The sequence below is a fragment of the Actinomadura sp. J1-007 genome (assembly GCF_009793335.1).
GTDB classification, from domain to species: Bacteria; Actinomycetota; Actinomycetes; order Streptosporangiales; family Streptosporangiaceae; genus Spirillospora; species Spirillospora yumaensis.
On record NZ_WING01000001.1, the window covers coordinates 1,531,498 to 1,549,711 of the forward strand.

Genomic DNA, 18,214 nt, shown 5'->3' on the forward strand with positions numbered 1-18,214 from the left:
TGATGCTGTCGCTCCAGGCGTCGTACGCCGCGCCGCTGATCCTGCTCGCGCAGAACCGCCAGGACGACCGCGACCGCGTCCAGTACGAGCAGGACCGGGCCCGCAACGACCGTTCGATCGCCGACACCGAGTACCTCACCCGGGAGATCGCCGGGCTGCGCGTCGCGCTCAGCGAGGTCGCCACCCGCGACTTCCTGCGCTCGGAGCTCCAGCAGCTCGTCAAGGAGCTCGACGCCAAGGACGGGCACCGCACCGTCCCATGACCGGGGCGGGGCCGGGCCCCGCCGGGCCGGGCGAGGGCGCGCCCGCCCCGGGCGGCCGTCAGGCGGGGACGGCGCTGCGGTCCCGGGGGCGGTCGCGGGCGGGCTCGTCGGCGAGCTTGTCGAGGATCAGGCCGAACTGGCGCAGGTCGGCCTCGTCCAGCCTGCTCAGCACGTACTCGCGGACGCCGCGCTGGTAGGTCGGGGTCGCCGCGTCCAGCCGGGCGCGGCCCGCCGGGGTGAGCACCGCGTACAGCCCGCGGGCGTCGCTGTCGCAGGACTGCCGGACGACCAGGCCCTCCCGCTGGAGCCGGTCGACCAGGCGGGTGAGGCCGCTGCGCGACAGCAGCACCCGGTCGGCGAGGTCGTTCATCCGCAGCCGCCCCTCGGGCGCCTCGCCGAGGTGCATGAGCACGTCGTACGAGCCGAGCGCGAGGTCGTGGTCGGCCAGCAGGTCGGTCTGGAGCCGCCGGGAGATCTGGACCTGGGCGCGGAGCATCGTCCGCCACACGGTCAGCTCCGCGGCGGAGATCTGGCTGGTCGGCGTGCTGGTCGACAGGGTCACGCCCCGATCGTACGGCCACGGCACGCCGGAAGCGATGGCGGCCGCGGGGTGTCGCGCGCCGGTGCGGGCGCGGGCGTGCCGATCATGCGCGGCCGGATTCGGGCCGCCCCGGATTCGCGGGCAGCCGCGGCGAGTTCATACCATGGGCGTATGGCCTCCCAGTTGACGACCGAGCAGGTGACCGCGGCGCTCGCCACCGTGCACGATCCTGAGATCCGCAAGCCCATCACCGAGCTCGACATGGTCAGGAACGTCGACATCGCGCCGGACGGCTCGGTGCAGGTCGGCATCCTCCTGACCGTGGCCGGGTGTCCCATGAAGGACACCCTCACCCGCAACGTCACCGAGGCCGTCGCCGGGGTCGACGGGGTGACCTCGGTCCGGGTCGAGCTGGACGTGATGAGCGAGGAGCAGCGCAAGGCGCTCCAGACCAAGCTCCGCGGCGGCGAGCCCGCCAAGGAGATCCCGTTCGCCAAGCCCAACTCGCTGACCAAGGTGTACGCGGTCGCGAGCGGCAAGGGCGGCGTCGGCAAGTCGTCGGTGACCGTCAACCTGGCCGCCGCGCTCGCCGCGCAGGGCCGCAAGGTGGGCGTGGTCGACGCCGACATCTACGGCCACTCGGTGCCGCGGATGCTCGGCGTGGAGCACCCGCCGACCAAGGTCGAAGACATGATCATGCCGCCGTCCGCGCACGACGTGAAGGTGATCTCGGTCGGCATGTTCACGGCCGGCAACCAGCCGGTGGTGTGGCGCGGGCCGATGCTGCACCGGGCGCTCCAGCAGTTCCTCGCCGACGTCTACTGGGGCGACCTCGACATCCTGCTCATGGACCTGCCCCCGGGCACCGGCGACATCGCGATCTCGGTGGCGCAGCTCCTGCCGTCCGCCGAGATCCTCGTCGTCACCACCCCGCAGCAGGCCGCGGCGGAGGTCGCCGAACGGGCCGGGGCGATCGCCGCGCAGACCCACCAGCAGGTCGTCGGCGTGATCGAGAACATGTCGTTCCTGAGCTGCCCGCACTGCGGCGAGCGGCAGGACATCTTCGGCTCCGGCGGCGGCCAGGCCGTCGCCGACGCCCTCGCCCAGACGCTCGGCACCCGGGTGCCGCTGCTCGGCCAGGTCGAGATCGACCCGCGGCTGCGGGAGGGCGGCGACAACGGCACGCCGCTCGTGCTGTCCGACCCCGACGCGGGCGCCGCCAAGGAGCTGCGCACGATCGCCGACAAGCTCGCCGGCCGCAGCCGCGGCCTCGCGGGCATGTCGCTCGGCATCTCCCCAAGGGCCGCTGACCCGCCGCCGAGAGCCGTGCCGCACGACCGGTACGACTGAGCACGACGCCGAACGGCCCCGTTCCCGGAGCGATCCGGGGACGGGGCCGTTTCCGGTCACGCGCCTGGGCGCGCGGTCGCGCCCGGCGGCGGGGTCAGGTGGCCTCGTTGTCGAACGGGGGCCGTTCGCCGTAGTCCAGGCCGCCCGCCGTGGACAGGTAGGACGGCTCGTCGTCGAACACCGCGCCGTTGCTGACGGGGACGTCGTCCGGCGGGTCCTCGAACAGGTGCTTGCGGACGAACGTCTTCGGGTTGAGGTCGGCGACGTCGAAGTCCTTGAACTCCGGGCCGAGCCCGTCCTGGAGATCGGCCTTGGCGCTGTTGGCCATCTCGCGGAGCTGCCGCAGCGTGCGCCCGACCTGCCCGGCGACCTGGGGCAGCTTGTCGCCGAAGATGACGAGGGCGAGCACGACGAGAACCGCCATCTCGCCCAGTCCGACGTCGAACAACCCGTCCTCCACAAGCACCCGGGGACCGGACCTTCCCGGCCCGGCCCCTCAGAGTATCCCCAGGCCGGGTGAACCCGGCCCGAACATCAGTTGGCGGCGCCGAGCGTCACCTCGACCGTGGTCTCCTTCCCGGCCCGCACGTAGGTGACCTTGACCTTCTCGCCGGGGGCGCGGCTGCGGATCTGCGCGGACAGGTCGGCGGGGTCCTCGATCGGCTGGTCGCCCAGCTTGGTGATCACGTCGCCCGCCTTCAGGCCCGCCCGCTCGGCCGGCCCGCCCTTGGCGACCGGCTCGACGCCGCCGGTGGCCCGCTCGGCGATCTTCACGCCGGGCCCCTGGTACTTCTGGTCCATCCCGATGCCGAGCTGCGCCCGCTTGGCGGTGCCGGTCCGGATGATCTCCTCGGCGACCCGCTTGCCCTGGTTGATCGGGATCGCGAAGCCGAGGCCGATGTTGCCGCTCTGCTGCTCGCCGCCGAGCGACTGGCCGCCGAGGGTCAGGATGGCGGTGTTGATGCCGATCACGCGGCCCTGCGCGTCCACCAGCGGCCCGCCGGAGTTGCCCGGGTTGATCGCCGCGTCGGTCTGGATGGCGTTCAGCACGTTGGCGTCGCCGCCGCCCTCGCCCTGCGTCGGTACGGCGCGGTTGAGCGAGCTGACGATGCCGGTCGTCACCGAGCCCTGGAGGCCGAGCGGGGAGCCGATCGCGATGACCGGGTCGCCGACCGCGAGGGCGTCGGAGTTGCCGACCTGGAGCGCGGGCAGCGAGTGGCCGCCCTCCGGCTTCAGCACCGCGACGTCCGAGCCCGGGTCGTGGCCCTTGATCGTGGCGGGCAGCGTCTTCTTGTCGTTGAACTGGACCTGGATCTCGCCGCCGCTGCCGGCCGCCTGCACCACGTGGTTGTTGGTGACGATGTAGCCGCCGTTGACGATGAAGCCCGTCCCGCCGGCGCCCTGCCCGTTCGCGGCCTGCGCCTTGATCGACACGACGCTGGGCAGCACCTTCTGCGCCACGCCCGCGACCGAGTCCGGCGGACGGCTCTTGACGGCCGGGCCCGTGCCCGAGTCGCTGCCGCCGAGGTTCACGCCGCCGCCGTCGTCGTCGCTGCCGGTGGCCATCACCCCGATCCCCGCGCCGACGCCGCCCGCGACCAGCGCGACGATCAGCGCCACCACGGCCAGCACGCCGAGGCTCGGGCCTCCGCGCGACGCCGACGGCATCGCGGGGACGGGCGCCCAGTTGGGCCCCCCGCCGGGAGGCGGACCGTAGCCGGGGGCGGCCCCATCGGCCGCGCGCCGGGCGGCGGCGGGCCCATCGGCCCCCCGCCCATCGGCGGCGGTCCCATCGGGCGCGCGCCCGGATGCGGCGGCGGGGGCTGCTGCGACTGGTGCTGCGGCCATCCGTACTGCTGGGCCCGGGGGTCCTGGTTGTGCGGGGCGAACGCGGGCCTGCCCCGCTCGTCCGGCGCTTCGAGCCCGGCCGGCGGCTGCTGGACCGGCATCTCCCGCGCGTACGGCCCGTCCTGCGGCGGGCCCTCGGTGGGCCTGCCGTCCCGCGGCGCGTCCGGCGGCGCGAACCCTCCGGCGACGAGGCGGTCGGGGCCGTCGTCCTCGCGGACGGACGCCCCGGACCCGGCGGGCGTCTCGGACGCGGCGGACGCCCCGTATCCCGCGGGCGCCTCGTTCCCTGACGGCTCCGCCGCGGCGGGCGCCTCCGGCCCGGCTGAGCCCTCCGGCTCGGGGATCTCCTGGTCGGCCACCGTCTCCGGCGGCCCGGCCGTCTCCTGGGGACCGGTGGCGTCCCGCCGCTCAGCCCCGAAACCGGGGACGAGGTCGTCGTCCCCCGGCGACGCCTTGACCGGCCCGCGGTTCTCTTCCGTCATCCCCATCTCCTACCGAGCATGGTTCTCTATTCCGCGCTCATCGTGCCCAGCCGGGCATGTGGCGAGCATAAGACCTCATCAGCCAAAGGGATTAATCCAGGATCCCAGGCGCCGGGCGCCCCGGCCGACGCGGGTCCAGAACGGCGGCCGGTCGTGCGGCAGGCCCCTCGCCACCGCGTCCGCGGTGCTCTGCGGCGCGTCGGTGAGGACGGTGTAGACGTACCCGCCGCCCGCCGAGACGGCCCAGCGCTGGAGGGATTCGCGGCGGAAGACCGTACGGCCGCGTTTGACGGTCTTCTGCCACCCGGTGAAGCGGTCCTCGTCGAGGGCGCCGCGCTGGACGAAGACGGAGACGGCGGCGAGACCATCGGAGTAGCTGAGGTGGACGACGCCGCCCGGCTCGGGGCGGCGGGCGTCGTAGAGCGTGAGGCGGCCCGGCAGGTCCTTCGGGACGGGCCAGCCGTCGTGGCGCAGGTCGCTGAGCTCGGCACGGTCCAGCCGGTCGGCCCACAGCGTGGCCGGGGACGCGGCGGGCCCGGCGGCGCGGACCGAGTACGCGCGGCGGGACAGGTCGACCTCGGTGAAACCGGTCGCGGCGACCTTGTGGCCCATGGCGTCCAGCAGCTCGCGGTGCAGGATCAGGTTGGTCTCGGAGTCGATCCAGAAGCGGCCCGCCGCGCTGCCGTCGCCGCGGCGCGCCTCGACCACGCGGGTGCGCCGCCCGCAGACCGCGGAGTCGGCGGACCGCACGATCACGTAGTTGCGGGCCAGCAGGCCGAGGGTCTCGGAGGTGAAGCCGGACGCGCCGCCCCAGAAGGCGCCGGCGTCCGACCGGTAGGCGCGGCCCTCGTAGTAGGTGCCGTCGCCCGGCGTGTGGGACACCGACACGGTCGTGGTGGACGGCCTGCGCCGGCTCCAGGTCGTCAGGAACCGCCTGCCCTCGTACGGGACGCGGCCCGCGGCCTCGGCGGCGGCGCGCAGCAGCCGGACGGCCTCGGGGTCGCTGCGGGCGCGCCGGACCCCGGCGTCGCCGTTCAGCACGGCCGCGAGCGCGAGCGCCGCGGCGAGCCCGCCGGCCAGCAGACCGCACCAGCGCTGTCTGTCGCGGGCCGGGCTGCTCCCGCTCACGGCTCCGGCGGGGCCTGGACGGGGATCTGCTCGGAGGGGTCGGTGAGCGGGTCCGTCAGCGGGACGTCACCGGAGGTGAGGGCGTGCTCGACGGCGAACCGGTCGAACGCGGGCGTGACCGTCGCGGGCTCCTGGCCGCCGCCCGCGACGTACGAGGCGGTGCCGAGCCCGATGAACAGGGTGGCGGCGCCGACCGCGAGGTAGCGGCGGCGGGGACGCCCGCCGGCGGCCGCCGCGGCGCGTCCGGCCGGGCGGTTGTCGCGCGGGCGGGACTGCGGTGCGGGCCTCGCGGGGCGGCCGCTCGGCCGTACGGGACGGGTCGGCTGGGTGGAGGTGGTCTCCCCCGCGCCCTCGCCGAGCGCGCGCAGGCGGGTCAGGAAGTCCCCGCTCGGGATCTCGTCGGCGTCCGCCGCCCCCGGGGGCTGGGCGAGCTCGCGCAGCCGGCCCTTGAGCCGCCGCAGCGCGTCCGCCTCCCCCCGGCACCGCGCACAGCCCGCGAGATGGGCGAGCACGCGATCGCGCTCCTCGTGCCCCAGCTCACCGTCGACCAGAGCGGTCAGACGCTCCCCCAGACAACTCACGCGGCTCCCTCGTCGGTCCGTTCTTCTCTCGCGCGGGCGCGGCCGCGCCCGGGGTCCCTACACGGCCTCCGTCGGCGCGGCGGCGAACCCGGGCCCGCTCTCCGCGGCCCGCGCGGCGGCGTGCTGGAACTCGTTGCGCGTGCCGGGCCGCCTGCGGCGCGGTGCCCGGTGCTCCAGCGCTGCGCGCAGCTGCGCCCTCCCCCGGTGGATGCGGCTGCGCACGGTTCCAAGTTTGACACCCAACGTCGCCGAGATCTCCTCGTACGACAGACCCTCGATGTCGCACAGCACCACGGCCGCCCGGTACTCGGGGGCCAGGGCGTCGAGCGCGGCCTGGACGTCGGCGTCGAAATTGGCGTCGTCGAACGCCTGGGCCGGGGTCGGCTCGCGACCCTGGAGGCGCTCGGCGGCGTCGTCGGCGAGTCCCTCGAAGCGGATGCGCTGGCGGCGCCGCGCCATGTCGAGGAACAGGTTCGTGGTGATCCGGTGCAGCCATCCTTCGAAGGTGCCCGGGGTGTAGTTGGACAGTGAACGGAACACGCGGACGAAGACCTCCTGGGTGAGGTCCTCGGCGTCGTGCTGGTTGCCGGTCAGGCGGTAGGCCAGCCGGTACACGCGGGCCGAGTGCTCGCGCACCACCTCGTCCCAGGACGGAGGCGCCCAATCGGCCTCCGGGACGTTCTCGCGGGTGCGCGCGGCTGCTGCGTTACCGAACCCCTGCCTGGGGCCGACCCCCACAGCGCCCTTAAAACCAAGTGCTGCGACTCCCATGGTGCCGGGCTGTTCCTCTCTGCTGGCCAATGCTGTCGCTTGGGAACGACACGGTCGCGCCTGGGCTGGGGCGGTTGTGGACCGACGTCCATTACTTCTTCCTGCGACGGCCACCGCCGGTAGGGCGGGTGCCATCGCTCTTTGCAACGCGCTGAAACGCCGGTTGGTTCCCGGTCAGCGATATGGTCTTTCCAGCATGAGCCAGGCGGGGGTCCCGCGAGGAGGCAGCCATCGACGCCATTCAGGCCACCCTGGCCTACGTGGAGGAATTCCTCCCCGAAGACGAGCCACTACTGAACGCGCGCCGGCGCGGCGAAGAGGTCGGCGCCACGCCGATCGGCCCGGCGGGCGGCGCGGCGCTGCGCTTCCTGGCGACCCTGATCGGGGCCCGGACGGTCGTGGAGGTCGGGTCGGGCTGCGGCGTGTCCGGCATCTGGCTGCTGCGCGGCATGGCCAAGGACGCGGTGCTGACGAGCGTCGACGTGGAGCCCGAGTACCAGCGGCTGGCCAAGCACGCCTACGCCGAGGCCGGGCTCGGCGCGTCCCGCACCCGGATGATCATCGGCCGGGCGCTGGAGGTGCTGCCGCGGCTCACCGACGGCGCGTACGACATGGTCTTCTGCGACGCGGTCAAGCAGGAGTACCCCGACTACCTGACGGCCGCGCTGCGGCTGCTGCGGCCGGGCGGCGTCGTGGCGTTCGACAACGCCCTCGGCGGCCACCGCGTCGCCGACCCCGAGCGGCGCGACCCGGAGACGGCCGCGATCCGCGAGGTGGGCCGCATGGTCCGCGAGGACGAACGGCTCGTCTCGCTCCTGCTCCCCGTCGGCGACGGCCTGCTGTGCGCCGTCAAGCGCGACTGAGGCTCCGCATGGACGACGCCGACCCCCGGACGGACCCGCCAGCGCCCCCCGCCCCGAGGACGACACCGCCCCCGAACGCCCCGCGAAGCCCGCCCCGGCGAAGCGGTCCGCGTCGGCCGAAGGCGCCTCTTCGGACCGGGAAGGCGACACCGCCGAGGACGGCGAAGAGGCCGAGGACGGTGAGCCGGTCGAGGACATCACGGCCGAGGGCGACGGGGACGGCGCGGCGGGGACGCAGGCGGCGTTCGCGGTGCGGACGCGGGTGACGTGGCGCGGGATGTGGCAGCTCGTCGCGTTCGTGATCCTGTTCCTGGCGGCCGGGGTGTTCATCGCGGGCGGCGTGATGCGCGGGAAGGGCGCGGGGAGCCTGGTGTTCGTCGTGCTCGGCGGGTCGGGCGTCCTGCTGTTCGGCGCCGGGATGCTGATGTCGGCGGGGGCGATGCTGGCGCGCCGTCCCGTTCTGGAGATCGACTCCGAGGGCGTGCGGCGTCCGGCCCGGTGGCCGATGCCGCGCCGCGCCGACCGCGGGCTGCCCTGGTCGCGGACGGCGGCGCTGACGGCCGTGCGCCGCGGCGTCGCGGGGACCCGCGGGGGCGTGCAGGACTACCTGGTGTTCCTGCCGACGCCCGAGCTCGCCGAGCTGGCCCGTACGGCCGAGCGGCCCCACCTGGTGGCGCTGACGCTCCAGGACGTTCCGGCGACGCGCGAGGCCGTGCCGTGGTGCTTCCCGGTCGAGCCCGGCTGGGACGCCACCCTCCCGGAGATCGTCCGGCAGGCGCGGCGCCGGCACCGCGTCACGGTGATCGACCGCCGGACGAAGTGACCCGCGCCGAGGCCGGCCGCCCGGGGCGGCCGCCTCGGCGGCGCGCGGTCAGGCGGCGAGCCAGCGCAGCAGGAGCCGGGCGCCGAAGCCGGTGGCGCCGCGGGTGAGCTCGCCGTCGTCGGACGTGGCGCGGCCCGGTCCGGCGATGTCGAGGTGGGCCCAGGAGCGTCCGCCGGTGAACTCGCGCAGGAACAGCGCGGCGGTGATGGACCCGCCGCCGTAGCCGCCGCGGCCGATGTTGTTGATGTCGGCGACGTCGGAGTCGATCGCGGGACGGTAGTCGTCGACCAGCGGGAGGCGCCACAGCGGCTCGCCCGCGGCCTCCCCGGCGGCGGACAGGGCCGCGGCGAGGTCGTCGTCGGTGGCGAACAGCGCGCCGGTGCGCAGCCCGAGCGCGACCTTGGCGGCGCCGGTGAGCGTGGCGACGTCGACGACGACGTCGGGGTCGAGCTCGGCGTCGGCGTACGCGAGGGCGTCGGCGAGCACGAGGCGGCCCTCGGCGTCGGTGTTGAGCACCTCGGAGGTCGTCCCGCCGAAGTGGGTGATCACGTCGCCGGGCCGCATGGACGAGCCGGACGGCATGTTCTCGGCGGCGGCGACGAGGCCGGTGACGCGGGCGCGCACGCCGAGGTCGCGCAACGCGCTCATGACCGCGATGACGGCGCCGCCGCCCGCCATGTCGGTCTTCATGGTCTTCATGCCCTCGTTGGGCTTGAGGGACAGCCCGCCGCTGTCGAACGTGATGCCCTTGCCGACGAGCACGACGTGCCGCGCGGCCGGCTCGGACGGCGTGCCCGGGTCGTAGGCCAGCTCGATCAGGCGGGGCGGGCGGGCCGAGCCGGCGCCGACGGCGAGCAGCCCGCCGAAGCCGCCCTCGGCCAGCTCCTTCTCGCCCCGGACGCGGACGGTGAGGCCGGCGTCGGTGGCGACCTGGGCGGCGCGCTCGGCGAGCCAGGAGGGGCCCTTCTCGCCGGACGGGGTGTTGGCCAGGTCGCGGGCGAGGGCCGCCGCGCGGGCGCGCGCGGCGCCGAGCGCCACCGCGGGCCCGGCCGCCTCGGGCCCGGCCTCGGTCAGCACCGTCAGGACGCCGAGGGCGGGCTTGGCGGGCGCGGCCCCGATCCGGAACTCGTACGAGGCGAGCAGCGCGCCCTCGGCGAACGCCGCGAGGTCGCCGTCGGGGACGCCCGCGACGAGCGCGTCGCGGCCCTTCCCGCGCCGGGCCAGCGCGGCCCCGGCCCTGCGCAGGTCGGCCGGGGTCGCCTCGCCCACGCCGTAGAGCAGCAGCTCCCGCACCGTGCCGTCGATCCGGACCTGGGTGGCGACGATCTCGCCGGGCTCGCCCTTGGCCCGGTGCAGCGCCAGCAGTTCGTCCAGGGTGAACGGCAGGCCCTGGGCGACCTCGGCCGCGGGCGCGATCGGGCCCTGCCGGACGGGCACCGCCACCAGCTCGGCCCCGAGCTCGGCGGCCGCGCTGGACACGGTTCCGCCGGCGGGCACGACCCGGGTGTCGATGGGCATGGTGGTGGTTCCCCTTCTCAGATCTTCGCTGCGCGGGCGCCGGGTCCGGCGCCGCTCCTGCCGGGCGGGGGCGCGGGTGCGGCGAGGGCCCCGGCGGGCACGCCGGGACCGTCACCGCGTCTCGGGGCGTGCGTGACCGTCAGCCCACGACCTGCTTGAGGGCCTCGCCGAGCTCCTTGGCCTCGTCGGCGGAGAGCTCGACCACGAGGCGTCCGCCGCCTTCAAGCGGGACCCGCATGACGATGCCGCGCCCCTCCTTGGTCACTTCGAGCGGACCGTCTCCCGTCCGCGGCTTCATCGCCGCCATGCGTGCATCCCCTTCCTGCCTAGGGCCGCGTGGGGCCTCCGGGCACCGTTGGCCGCGTGGCCGCCTGTCGCATCCGCGTCATCAGTAGTGGTCCATTATCTCGTCTTCCGGGCGCGAAGTGGTAACGATCAGCCTCCAGATCGAGAGACTGCGGGCATGAACGCACGTTCGGCGCTGTTCGATCTGTACGGCGACCACCTCAGGGAGCGCGGCGGAAGGGCCCCGGTCGCGGCCCTGGTCCGGCTGCTGGCCGCGCTCGGCGTGGCGGCGCCCGCCGTCCGCACCGCGGTCTCGCGGATGGTGCGGCAGGGCTGGCTGGAGCCCGTTCCGACGCCGCTCGGGCCCGGTTACGCGCTCACGCCGCCCGCCGTCCGGAGGCTGGACGAGGCGGCGCACCGCATCTACCGCGACCTCGAACCCTGGGACGGGCTGTGGCACGTCCTGGTGGTCGAGCGGGTGCGGGACCGGGCCCGCCGGGAACGGCTCGGGGCCGGGCTGACGTACCTCGGCTACGCGCGGCTGGACGAGACGACCTGGATCGGGCCGAGGGCGTCGAGCGAGCTGGACGCGCTGCTGTCGGCGGAGTCCGTCCGGGCCGAGCGGTTCCGCTCGGCGTACGAGGGCGACGCGCGCGGCCTCGTGGCGCGGGCCTGGGACCTGGACGGCCTCGGCCGCTCGTACGAGCGGTGGCTCGCCGACGCCCGCCCGCTGCTGGCCTCCGCCGGGGAGGCGGGGCCGGACCCGGACGAGCGGGCGTTCGCGGTGCGGAGCAGACTGGTGCACGAGTGGCGCAAGTTCCTGTTCAGCGACCCGGGCTGCCCGCCGACCTGCTGCCGGACGGGTGGCCGGGGACGCGGGCCGCGCGGCTGTTCGACGCGGAGGCGGCGCGGCTCTTGCCCGCGGCGTCCCGGTTCGTCGAAGGTTGCCTCGGAGGCTCCCGAGCGGAAGGCGAGGACCAAGGTGTCGGAGATGCCGAAGACGTCGGAGACCGTTGAGGCCGAGACGGTGCTGTACGACGTCACGGAGGGCGTGGCGACGATCACACTCAACCGCCCCCAGGGGATGAACGCGCTGACGGCCGGGATGAAGGCGGCTCTGCGCGAGACGGTCGAGCGGGCGGCGGCGGACGGCGAGGCGCGGGCGGTGGTCCTCACGGGCGCGGGCCGGGCGTTCTGCGCGGGCCAGGACCTGCGCGAGCACGCCGACAACCTCGCCGCGGGCAAGGGCCTCGACGGCACCGTCCGGGAGCACTACAACCCGATCGTGCTGGCGCTCGCGGGCATGGCCAAGCCCGTGGTGGCGGCGGTCAACGGCGTCGCGGCCGGGGCGGGGGCGTCCCTGGCGTACGCGTGCGACCTGGTCGTGGCGTCGGAGAAGGCGTCGTTCGCCACGGCGTTCACCAGGATCGGCCTCGCGCCCGACAGCGGGATGTCGTGGACGCTGCAACGCCTCGTCGGCCGGGCGAAGGCCGCCGAGCTGCTGCTGCTCGCCGAACCCGTGAAGGCGCCCGAGGCCCTCGCCCTCGGCCTCGTCAGCCGCGTCGTGCCGGCCGACGAGCTGGCTCCGGCCTCGGTCGAGCTGGCCCGCCGCCTCGCCGCGGGCCCGACCGTCGCGTACGGCGCGGTCAAGGCCGCCCTCGACCACGCGGCCACGCACGACCTGGCGTCCTCCCTGGAGCGCGAGGCCGAACTCCAGGACCTCTGCGAGAAAACCGCCGACCACCACAACGCGACGGAGGCGTTCCTCAACAAGGAGCAGCCGACCTTCCAAGGCCGCTGACCCACTGACCGCCTGCGGCCACTGCCCCCTCCGCGGCCTCAGGAGCCCCTTGGAGCGCCTCCCGGCCGGGAACCGGGGCCCGGGTCAGGGGGACGGGGTCGGGAGAGTCTCCAGGCGGTGCAGGCCGCGCGCCGTACGGGCCTTGCGGTGCCGCGCCGTACGGGCCTTGCGGTGCCGAGCGGGGCTTCGAGGTGCCCCGATCCGGGCGTGATCTTTGCCCGTCCGCGGTTGCCCCTCGCCGCCCGTCCCCCTATGCCTGGGAACCGGTAAGGATCAAGGGAAGGCGGGGCGCAGGTATGGACACCGCTGTGATGCTCTTCACCCGCGACCTCCGGGTGCACGACAACCCCGCCCTGGCCGCCGCCTGCGCCGCCGCGCGGCACGTCGTGCCGATGTTCGTGTTCGACGAGGCTCTGCTGCCCGCGTCGCCCAACCGCGTGCGTTTCCTGGTGGATGCCCTCCGGGATCTGGACGGGTCGCTCCGCGCGCTCGGCGGCGGGCTGCTGCTGCGGCGCGGCGACCCGGTGGCGGAGACCGTCCGGGTCGCCGGACGAGCCGGGGCGCAGGCGGTGTTCCTGTCCGGCGACGTGTCCCGGTACGCGGCGCGGCGGCTCGCCCGGCTGGAGCGCGAATGCGAGGCGGCGCGGATCGGCGTGTCCGCCCTGCCGGGCGCGACGGTCGTCCCGCCGGGCGCCCTGGCCCCGGCGGGCGGCGACCACTACAAGGTCTTCACCCCGTACTGGCGGGCCTGGGAGGCCGCGCCGCGACGTCCCGCCGCCGCGCTCCCGGACCGCGTGGCACCCCCGCCCGCCGACGGCCTGACCGACCGGCGATGCCCGGACGGGCACGTGGAGCTGGACGTGGTGGCGGAGAAGTTCGCCGCGGGCGCCTCGCCGGACCTGCTCGCGGGCGGGGAGGCCGCGGGGCGCGAGCGGATGCGGCGCTGGCTGGACGAGGGCCTGCCCGGGTACGGCGACGGGCACGACGACCTCGCCGGCGACCGCACGTCCCGCCTGAGCGCGTACCTGCGGTTCGGGTGCGTGTCGCCGCTGGAGCTGGCCGCGGCGGCGCGGGGACGGCCCGGCGGCGAGCCGTTCGTCCGCCAGCTCGCCTGGCGCGACTTCCACCACCAGGTCACCGCCGCGTTCCCCGACATCGGCCGCCGCGACTACCGTCCGCGCGACCGGCGCTGGCACGACGACGCGGACGCGCTCGACGCGTGGCGGGAGGGCCGCACCGGGCTGCCCATCGTGGACGCCGGGATGCGGCAGCTCCGCCGGGAGGGCTGGATGCACAACCGGGCCCGGATGATCTCCGCCTCGTTCCTCACCCGGAACCTGCGCGTGGACTGGCGGCACGGGCTCGCCCACTTCGGCGCGTGGCTCACCGACGGCGACGTGGCCGACAACGCCGGGAACTGGCAGTGGGTCGCGGGCACCGGCAACGACACCCGTCCCAACCGGGTGCTGAACCCGCTGCGCCAGGCCGCCCGCTTCGACGCCGACGGCGCGTACGTCCGCAGGTACGTGCCCGAACTGGCCGGGCTGGACGCGCGGGACGCCCACGCGCCGTGGCGGCTGCCCCCGGAGGACCGGCGCGCCCTCCCCTACCCGGCCCCGATCCTCGACCCCGAGCCGTGAGACCCGGTTCGGCGGGCGGGTGGTCAGGGCGGGGGCGGGGTGCGGAGGTGGGTGAGGACGGCGAGGACGCGGCGGTGGTCGTCCGGCGTCCGGTGCAGGTCGAGCTTGGTGAAGATGGAGCCGACGTGCTTGATCACGGCGGCCTCCGAGACGACGAGGCTCCGGGCGATCGCGCCGTTCGAGCGGCCCTCGGCCATCAGCGCGAGCACCTCGCGCTCGCGGGCCGTGAGGCGGTCCAGCGGGGTGCCGTCGCGGCGGCGGGCGAGCAGCCGCCGCACCACCTCCGGGTCGATGACCGTGCCGCCGGACGCGACGCGGCCGAGCGCGTCGAGGAACTCGGCGACCTCGCCGACGCGGTCCTTCAGCAGGTAGCCGACGCCGCCGCCGGTCTGGAGCAGGTCGGCCGCGTACGACTGCTCGACGTACTGCGACAGCACGAGGACGGGCAGGCCGGGGCGCTCCTCGCGCAGGGCGAGGGCGGCGCGCAGGCCCTCGTCGCGGAAGCCGGGCGGCATCCGCACGTCGGTGACGACGACGTCGGGCGCGTGCGCGGCGACCGCGTCCGCGAGGCCGGGCGCGTCGGCGACGGCCGCGACCACCTCGTGGCCGGAACGGTCGAGGATCTGGCTCAGGCCCTCGCGCAGCAGCACCGAGTCCTCGGCGATCACCACTCGCACGGGATCACCACTCGCACGGAATCTCCACCCGCAGCATCGTAGGACCGCCCTCCGGGCTGGACAGCCGGACCGTCCCGTCGTAGACCGCGACCCGGTCGGCGAGGCCCTGGAGCCCGCCGCCGCCCTCGACCGCCGCGCCGCCGCGGCCGTCGTCGCGGATCCGCAGCAGCAGCGCCGCGCCGTCCCGGCGGGCCGTCACCGTCGCGACGGTCGCGCCGCTGTGCTTGGCGACGTTGGCGAGCGCCTCGGCGATCACGAAGTACGCGGCGGACTCGACGCCCTCCGGCGGCCGTCCGGGCAGCTCGACGTCCACCTCCACGCGGACCGGGGACCGTTCGGCGAGGGACTCCACCGCGGCCCGCAGGCCCCGGTCGGTCAGCACGGACGGGTGGATGCCGCGCACCAGGTCGCGCAGCTCCTCCAGCGCCGCCCGCGCCTCCCCGCGCGCCCGGTCGATCAGCTCCGCGGACCCGGCCGCGTCCATCCCGGCGAGGCCGAGCGTCATGATCAGGCCGGTGAGCCGCTGCTGCGCGCCGTCGTGCAGGTCGCGCTCGATCCTCCGGCGCTCGGCCTCGAACGCGTCGGCCATCCGGGCGCGGGACGCGCGGACCGCGATGAGCCGTTCGCCGAGCTCCTCCTCGGCGGGGCGGACGAGCAGCGCCCGCGCCAGCGCCGCCCGCGCCCCGGCGAGGGCGGTGAGGACGTACAGCGCGAGCACCAGCAGAAGCAGGCCGACGGCCGCGACGGGCCACGCGGTCTCCTGCCGGTCGATCGTCACGTCCGGGCCGAAGACGACCGGGTCGCCCAGCGCGAGGTACACCGGCGCGGACGCCGGAGCCGCCGCCCCGACGAGCAGGACGAACGGCACGGCGACGTCCACGGCGGTGAGCAGCGCGGCGAGGAGCGCGTAGCCGAGCTCGCGCCAGGTGGCGGCCTCTCCGAGCCGGTACCGCGCCCAGGGCAGCACGCCGGTCTGCCGGGGCTCGCCGTGCGGGGACGGCGCGGGACGCCGGTCCACCAGGCGCAGCCGCCGGCGTTCCGCCGCCGCGAACACCATCGCCGACAGCGGCAGGCACGCCAGCAGGAAGACCCCGACCACGACCGGTGTGAGGACCACTCCGAGCCCGAGCAGGGCGGCCGCCGCGAGCAGCCAGGCCACCCCGGTGAACGGGCCGGACGCCAGGTAGGCGAGCGAGCGCCACGGCCACGGCGACAGCAGGAACCGCACCGGGTTCCCGGCCATCGCGCGCCAGACCGTGTCCCCCGTCCTCATGCCCCGCCGTCCCCCGTCCTCATGCCCCGACCGTACGAGACGCGCGGGCCAGCAGGTGACGGAGCCGCAGGTACGTGCCGTCCCAGGACCACTCGTCCCGTACCCACGCGCGCCCGCGCGCGCCCATCTCCGGGGCGTTCAGCAGTTGGACGACGGCCCGCGCGATCCCGGAGACGGACGACGGGTCCACGACGCGGCCCGTCACGCCGTCGCGCACGGCGTCCGGCGCGCCGCCCGAGTCGCCCGCGAGGACGGGCAGCCCGGCCGCCGCGGCCTCCAGGAACACGATGCCGAGGCCCTCCGCCTCCAGCCCGAGGCGGCGCGTCCGGCACGGCATCGCGAACGCGTCGGCCGCCGCGTAGAACGGCGGCAGCTCGGCGTGCGGAACCCCGCCCGCGAAGACGACCCCGTCGCGCGCGAGGCCGCGCAGCCAGAATTCCTCGGGCCCCGAGCCGACGACGAGGAGCGTCGCTCCCGGAATCTCCTCGCGCACCTCCGCCATGGCGCGGATCAGCCGATCCTGTCCCTTCCGGCGGACCAACCTGGAAACGCTGAGAACGACCGGACGATCACCCAGCCGGTAACGCTCCCGTACGCTCGAACCGTCGAGATCCGGCCGGAAAACATCCGAATCAACGCCCGGAACGAGCCGTGCCAGCTCCACGCCCGGACCCATCGCCGCCGCGATCCGCGCCCGCGTGAACCCGCCCAGACAGGTCACCACGTCGGCCCGTTCGCCGATGCGGCGCAGGACCCGGCGGGCGCCCGGAACGCCCGCCCACCAGACCTCGTGCCCGTGCGTGGTGGCGACCGACGGGACGCCCACCCGGCCCGCCAGCAGGCCCAGCGGGGCGGCGGCGCCGAACCACACCGAATCGCACCCGTAAAACGCGACGAGTTCCCGCACGCGCCGTTCGACGCGCTTTGTCGGCAACAGCGTCCGAGAACGGTCCCGAATCACCGGAAAAGGCAGCCCGGCGTCGAATTCCGCGCCACCCGCCTCAGCCGACGTATAAACGACGGCCTCGCCTTCCGGAAAACGCCGCGCCACCTCGTACACGAACGTCTCGATGCCGCCCTTGCGGGGCGGGAAATCGTTGGTGATGATCAGGCAGCGAGGCACAGTTCCTCCTCGCGGCGCAGCCGGGCCCACACGCCCAGCACGGCGGGGTACACCAGGTAGCCCCAACGGCTCGCGGGCATCAGCGCCGTGGCGAGCGCCAGCCCCACCGCGATCCTGTACGCGGCGGCCCGCACGTCGCGGGGCGGCCGCGCGAAGAGCCACACCGCCATCCCCGCGGCGGCGGCGCCCAGCGCGGCCAGCGCCGCCGCGTGCCCGTACGGCCCGAGTTCCGCGAGCAGCCGACCGGGCAGCGGCGAGTCGGCGGGCGAGGCCGCCCCGGCGAGCCCCAGCGGGAACCGCACCGCGTTCTCCACGAAGCCGCTCGGATCGACGGCGAACGGCACGAGCACCCCCAGCGCGAGGACGCCCCCGGCCGCGCCCGCGTACCTCCGCGCCCGCCCGCGCCGTACCGCGACCAGCACCAGGCACACGGCCAGCGCGGGCCAGGCGGTCGCCTTGAGCGTGCCCGCCAGCCCGAGCACGAGCCCGGCCGCGCCGTCCCGGCCGCGCCCGGCCAGGGACAGCCCCAGGCACACCAGCCCGATCACCGGCAGGTCGTCGCCGCCGACCGCCATCGGCAGCGCCACCACCGGCGAGGCGACCAGCGCCGCCACCGCCGCCATCGCCGCCGGCGGCGAGGCGACCGGTCCCGCTGTCCCTCGGCCCTGCCCCACCGGGCCGCGGCACGGGCCCGCCAGCGCCAGGGCCCCGACCAGCACAGCGCCGAACACGAGCCGCGCGTCCGGGATTCCGAGCAGCGCCATGCCGGGGAGGTACGGGTTGTACGCCTCGTACCCGCCGTGCAGGTCATCGGGCCCCAGGTACGGCGTCCCGTGCTCCCACAGCCTGGCGCCCGCCCGTTCGACCACTCCCACCTCGGGCTGCGCCCAGCCGTTCAGCACCAGCACCGCCAGCGGCACGAGCACGGCCCCGAACGCCACCCCCACGCCACCGCGTCCGGACGCCGCCGTCCCCGGCCCGTCACCGCGGCCAGCGCCCCGAGCCCGTACGCGACGGCCGCGATCTGCCCCCACACGCGGTGCGGCCCGAGGTGCGTCACGGCCGCCGTCCCTGCGGCGAACACCGCCGACCCCCCGTACAGCCAGGCCCCCGCGCCCCCGGCCACCCGCACCGTGCGGGGCGTCGCGCGACGGATCGCCGGGCGGGTCGGGCCGGTGGCGCGGGCCGGGCCCGCCGGTCGGACCGGTGGTGTCTCTCGAAGCGCCGCCACGGTCGTGGTCACCCCG

20 protein-coding genes and 1 pseudogene are annotated in these 18,214 nt (G+C 75.6%); 7 read left to right on the top strand and 14 right to left on the bottom strand.

The window, feature by feature from the left end:
• Positions 1–2: 2 nt before the first annotated feature.
• Positions 3–263: a DUF1003 domain-containing protein gene (locus tag GEV43_RS49565; RefSeq protein ID WP_241682817.1), complete on the top strand. Its 261-nt coding sequence runs from the start codon at positions 3–5 to the stop codon at positions 261–263.
• A gap of 58 nt (positions 264–321) precedes the next feature.
• On the opposite strand, the gene GEV43_RS06910 is transcribed toward GEV43_RS49565, so the two are convergent.
• Positions 322–825 (bottom strand): MarR family transcriptional regulator, encoded by a 504-nt coding sequence (locus GEV43_RS06910; RefSeq protein WP_309239497.1) that lies wholly within the window; start codon positions 823–825, stop codon positions 322–324.
• Between the two features lie 150 nt (positions 826–975).
• Here GEV43_RS06910 and GEV43_RS06915 point away from each other — a divergent pair, with 150 nt between their 5' ends.
• Positions 976–2,154 (top strand): Mrp/NBP35 family ATP-binding protein, encoded by a 1,179-nt coding sequence (locus GEV43_RS06915; protein WP_160819961.1) that lies wholly within the window; start codon positions 976–978, stop codon positions 2,152–2,154.
• 94 nt (positions 2,155–2,248) lie between these two features.
• On the opposite strand, the gene GEV43_RS06920 is transcribed toward GEV43_RS06915, so the two are convergent.
• From GEV43_RS06920 to sigE, 6 genes are all read right to left on the bottom strand, one after another.
• Positions 2,249–2,602: a sec-independent translocase gene (locus tag GEV43_RS06920; RefSeq protein ID WP_160819962.1), complete on the bottom strand. Its 354-nt coding sequence runs from the start codon at positions 2,600–2,602 to the stop codon at positions 2,249–2,251.
• A gap of 86 nt (positions 2,603–2,688) precedes the next feature.
• On the bottom strand, positions 2,689–3,822 hold the full coding sequence (locus tag GEV43_RS49570) for a S1C family serine protease (protein WP_241682818.1): 1,134 nt from the start codon (positions 3,820–3,822) through the stop codon (positions 2,689–2,691).
• Entirely contained in the window at positions 3,765–4,484 is a 720-nt protein-coding gene (locus tag GEV43_RS49575) for a hypothetical protein (RefSeq protein ID WP_241682819.1), read from the bottom strand. Before GEV43_RS49575 ends, GEV43_RS49570 begins: the two co-directional genes overlap by 58 nt.
• A 78-nt stretch (positions 4,485–4,562) precedes the next feature.
• Complete coding sequence (locus GEV43_RS06930) at positions 4,563–5,612, bottom strand: hypothetical protein (protein WP_160819963.1); 1,050 nt, start codon at positions 5,610–5,612, stop codon at positions 4,563–4,565.
• Positions 5,609–6,193 carry a zf-HC2 domain-containing protein gene (locus GEV43_RS49580; RefSeq protein ID WP_309239498.1) on the bottom strand — a complete coding sequence of 195 codons (585 nt, stop codon included), beginning with the start codon at positions 6,191–6,193 and terminating at the stop codon, positions 5,609–5,611. The genes GEV43_RS06930 and GEV43_RS49580 overlap by 4 nt, the downstream gene beginning before the upstream one ends.
• 57 nt (positions 6,194–6,250) lie before the next feature.
• Positions 6,251–6,964, bottom strand: a complete 714-nt coding sequence (gene sigE, locus GEV43_RS06940) for an RNA polymerase sigma factor SigE (protein WP_241682820.1) — start codon at positions 6,962–6,964, stop codon at positions 6,251–6,253.
• A 260-nt stretch (positions 6,965–7,224) separates the two neighbouring features.
• Between sigE and GEV43_RS06945 the strand changes: the two genes are divergently transcribed.
• Positions 7,225–7,827, top strand: a complete 603-nt coding sequence (locus GEV43_RS06945) for an O-methyltransferase (RefSeq protein WP_160819964.1) — start codon at positions 7,225–7,227, stop codon at positions 7,825–7,827.
• A 250-nt stretch (positions 7,828–8,077) separates the two neighbouring features.
• Complete coding sequence (locus GEV43_RS06950; RefSeq protein WP_309239499.1) at positions 8,078–8,650, top strand: hypothetical protein; 573 nt, start codon at positions 8,078–8,080, stop codon at positions 8,648–8,650.
• 48 nt (positions 8,651–8,698) lie between these two features.
• Here the strand turns inward: GEV43_RS06950 and GEV43_RS06955 are convergent, their stop codons facing one another.
• Positions 8,699–10,168 carry a M17 family metallopeptidase gene (locus GEV43_RS06955; protein WP_160819965.1) on the bottom strand — a complete coding sequence of 490 codons (1,470 nt, stop codon included), beginning with the start codon at positions 10,166–10,168 and terminating at the stop codon, positions 8,699–8,701.
• 139 nt (positions 10,169–10,307) lie between these two features.
• A complete protein-coding gene (locus tag GEV43_RS06960; protein WP_083952185.1) occupies positions 10,308–10,475 on the bottom strand; it encodes a DUF3117 domain-containing protein in 168 nt (55 codons plus the stop codon).
• 156 nt (positions 10,476–10,631) lie between these two features.
• Between GEV43_RS06960 and GEV43_RS55885 the strand changes: the two are divergent.
• The 3 genes and pseudogenes from GEV43_RS55885 to GEV43_RS06975 all read left to right on the top strand — a co-directional run bounded on the left by GEV43_RS55885 (position 10,632) and on the right by GEV43_RS06975 (position 13,894).
• Positions 10,632–11,470: pseudogene (locus GEV43_RS55885) on the top strand (PaaX family transcriptional regulator C-terminal domain-containing protein).
• Positions 11,445–12,254, top strand: coding sequence for an enoyl-CoA hydratase-related protein (locus GEV43_RS06970; protein ID WP_160819966.1), 810 nt, complete (start codon positions 11,445–11,447; stop codon positions 12,252–12,254). The pseudogene GEV43_RS55885 and the gene GEV43_RS06970 overlap by 26 nt, the downstream one beginning before the upstream one ends.
• Positions 12,255–12,550: 296 nt before the next feature.
• Positions 12,551–13,894 (top strand): deoxyribodipyrimidine photo-lyase, encoded by a 1,344-nt coding sequence (locus GEV43_RS06975; protein ID WP_160819967.1) that lies wholly within the window; start codon positions 12,551–12,553, stop codon positions 13,892–13,894.
• 23 nt (positions 13,895–13,917) lie between these two features.
• On the opposite strand, the gene GEV43_RS06980 is transcribed toward GEV43_RS06975, so the two are convergent.
• The 5 genes from GEV43_RS06980 to GEV43_RS07000 are packed head-to-tail and all read right to left on the bottom strand — an operon-like array spanning position 13,918 to position 18,210.
• Entirely contained in the window at positions 13,918–14,571 is a 654-nt protein-coding gene (locus tag GEV43_RS06980; RefSeq protein ID WP_309239500.1) for a response regulator transcription factor, read from the bottom strand.
• 4 nt (positions 14,572–14,575) lie between these two features.
• On the bottom strand, positions 14,576–15,844 hold the full coding sequence (locus GEV43_RS06985; protein ID WP_160819968.1) for a sensor domain-containing protein: 1,269 nt from the start codon (positions 15,842–15,844) through the stop codon (positions 14,576–14,578).
• Positions 15,845–15,863: 19 nt separating this feature from the next.
• Positions 15,864–16,967 carry a glycosyltransferase family 4 protein gene (locus GEV43_RS06990; protein WP_160819969.1) on the bottom strand — a complete coding sequence of 368 codons (1,104 nt, stop codon included), beginning with the start codon at positions 16,965–16,967 and terminating at the stop codon, positions 15,864–15,866.
• On the bottom strand, positions 16,952–17,908 hold the full coding sequence (locus GEV43_RS06995) for a glycosyltransferase 87 family protein (RefSeq protein WP_160819970.1): 957 nt from the start codon (positions 17,906–17,908) through the stop codon (positions 16,952–16,954). Before GEV43_RS06995 ends, GEV43_RS06990 begins: the two co-directional genes overlap by 16 nt.
• Positions 17,863–18,210: a hypothetical protein gene (locus GEV43_RS07000; RefSeq protein ID WP_160819971.1), complete on the bottom strand. Its 348-nt coding sequence runs from the start codon at positions 18,208–18,210 to the stop codon at positions 17,863–17,865. The genes GEV43_RS06995 and GEV43_RS07000 overlap by 46 nt, the downstream gene beginning before the upstream one ends.
• Positions 18,211–18,214: the final 4 nt, after the last annotated feature.

Coding starts and splice junctions, on each gene's coding strand:
- GEV43_RS06975 (WP_160819967.1), top strand. CDS start 12,551: ATGGACACCGCTGTGATGCTCTTCACCCGCGACCTCCGGGTGCACGAC.
- GEV43_RS06915 (WP_160819961.1), top strand. CDS start 976: ATGGCCTCCCAGTTGACGACCGAGCAGGTGACCGCGGCGCTCGCCACC.
- GEV43_RS06985 (WP_160819968.1), bottom strand. CDS start 15,844: ATGAGGACGGGGGACACGGTCTGGCGCGCGATGGCCGGGAACCCGGTG.
- GEV43_RS06960 (WP_083952185.1), bottom strand. CDS start 10,475: ATGGCGGCGATGAAGCCGCGGACGGGAGACGGTCCGCTCGAAGTGACC.
- GEV43_RS49575 (WP_241682819.1), bottom strand. CDS start 4,484: ATGACGGAAGAGAACCGCGGGCCGGTCAAGGCGTCGCCGGGGGACGAC.
- GEV43_RS06955 (WP_160819965.1), bottom strand. CDS start 10,168: ATGCCCATCGACACCCGGGTCGTGCCCGCCGGCGGAACCGTGTCCAGC.
- GEV43_RS49570 (WP_241682818.1), bottom strand. CDS start 3,822: ATGCCGTCGGCGTCGCGCGGAGGCCCGAGCCTCGGCGTGCTGGCCGTG.
- sigE (WP_241682820.1), bottom strand. CDS start 6,964: ATGGGAGTCGCAGCACTTGGTTTTAAGGGCGCTGTGGGGGTCGGCCCC.
- GEV43_RS06970 (WP_160819966.1), top strand. CDS start 11,445: ATGCCGAAGACGTCGGAGACCGTTGAGGCCGAGACGGTGCTGTACGAC.
- GEV43_RS49565 (WP_241682817.1), top strand. CDS start 3: ATGCTGTCGCTCCAGGCGTCGTACGCCGCGCCGCTGATCCTGCTCGCG.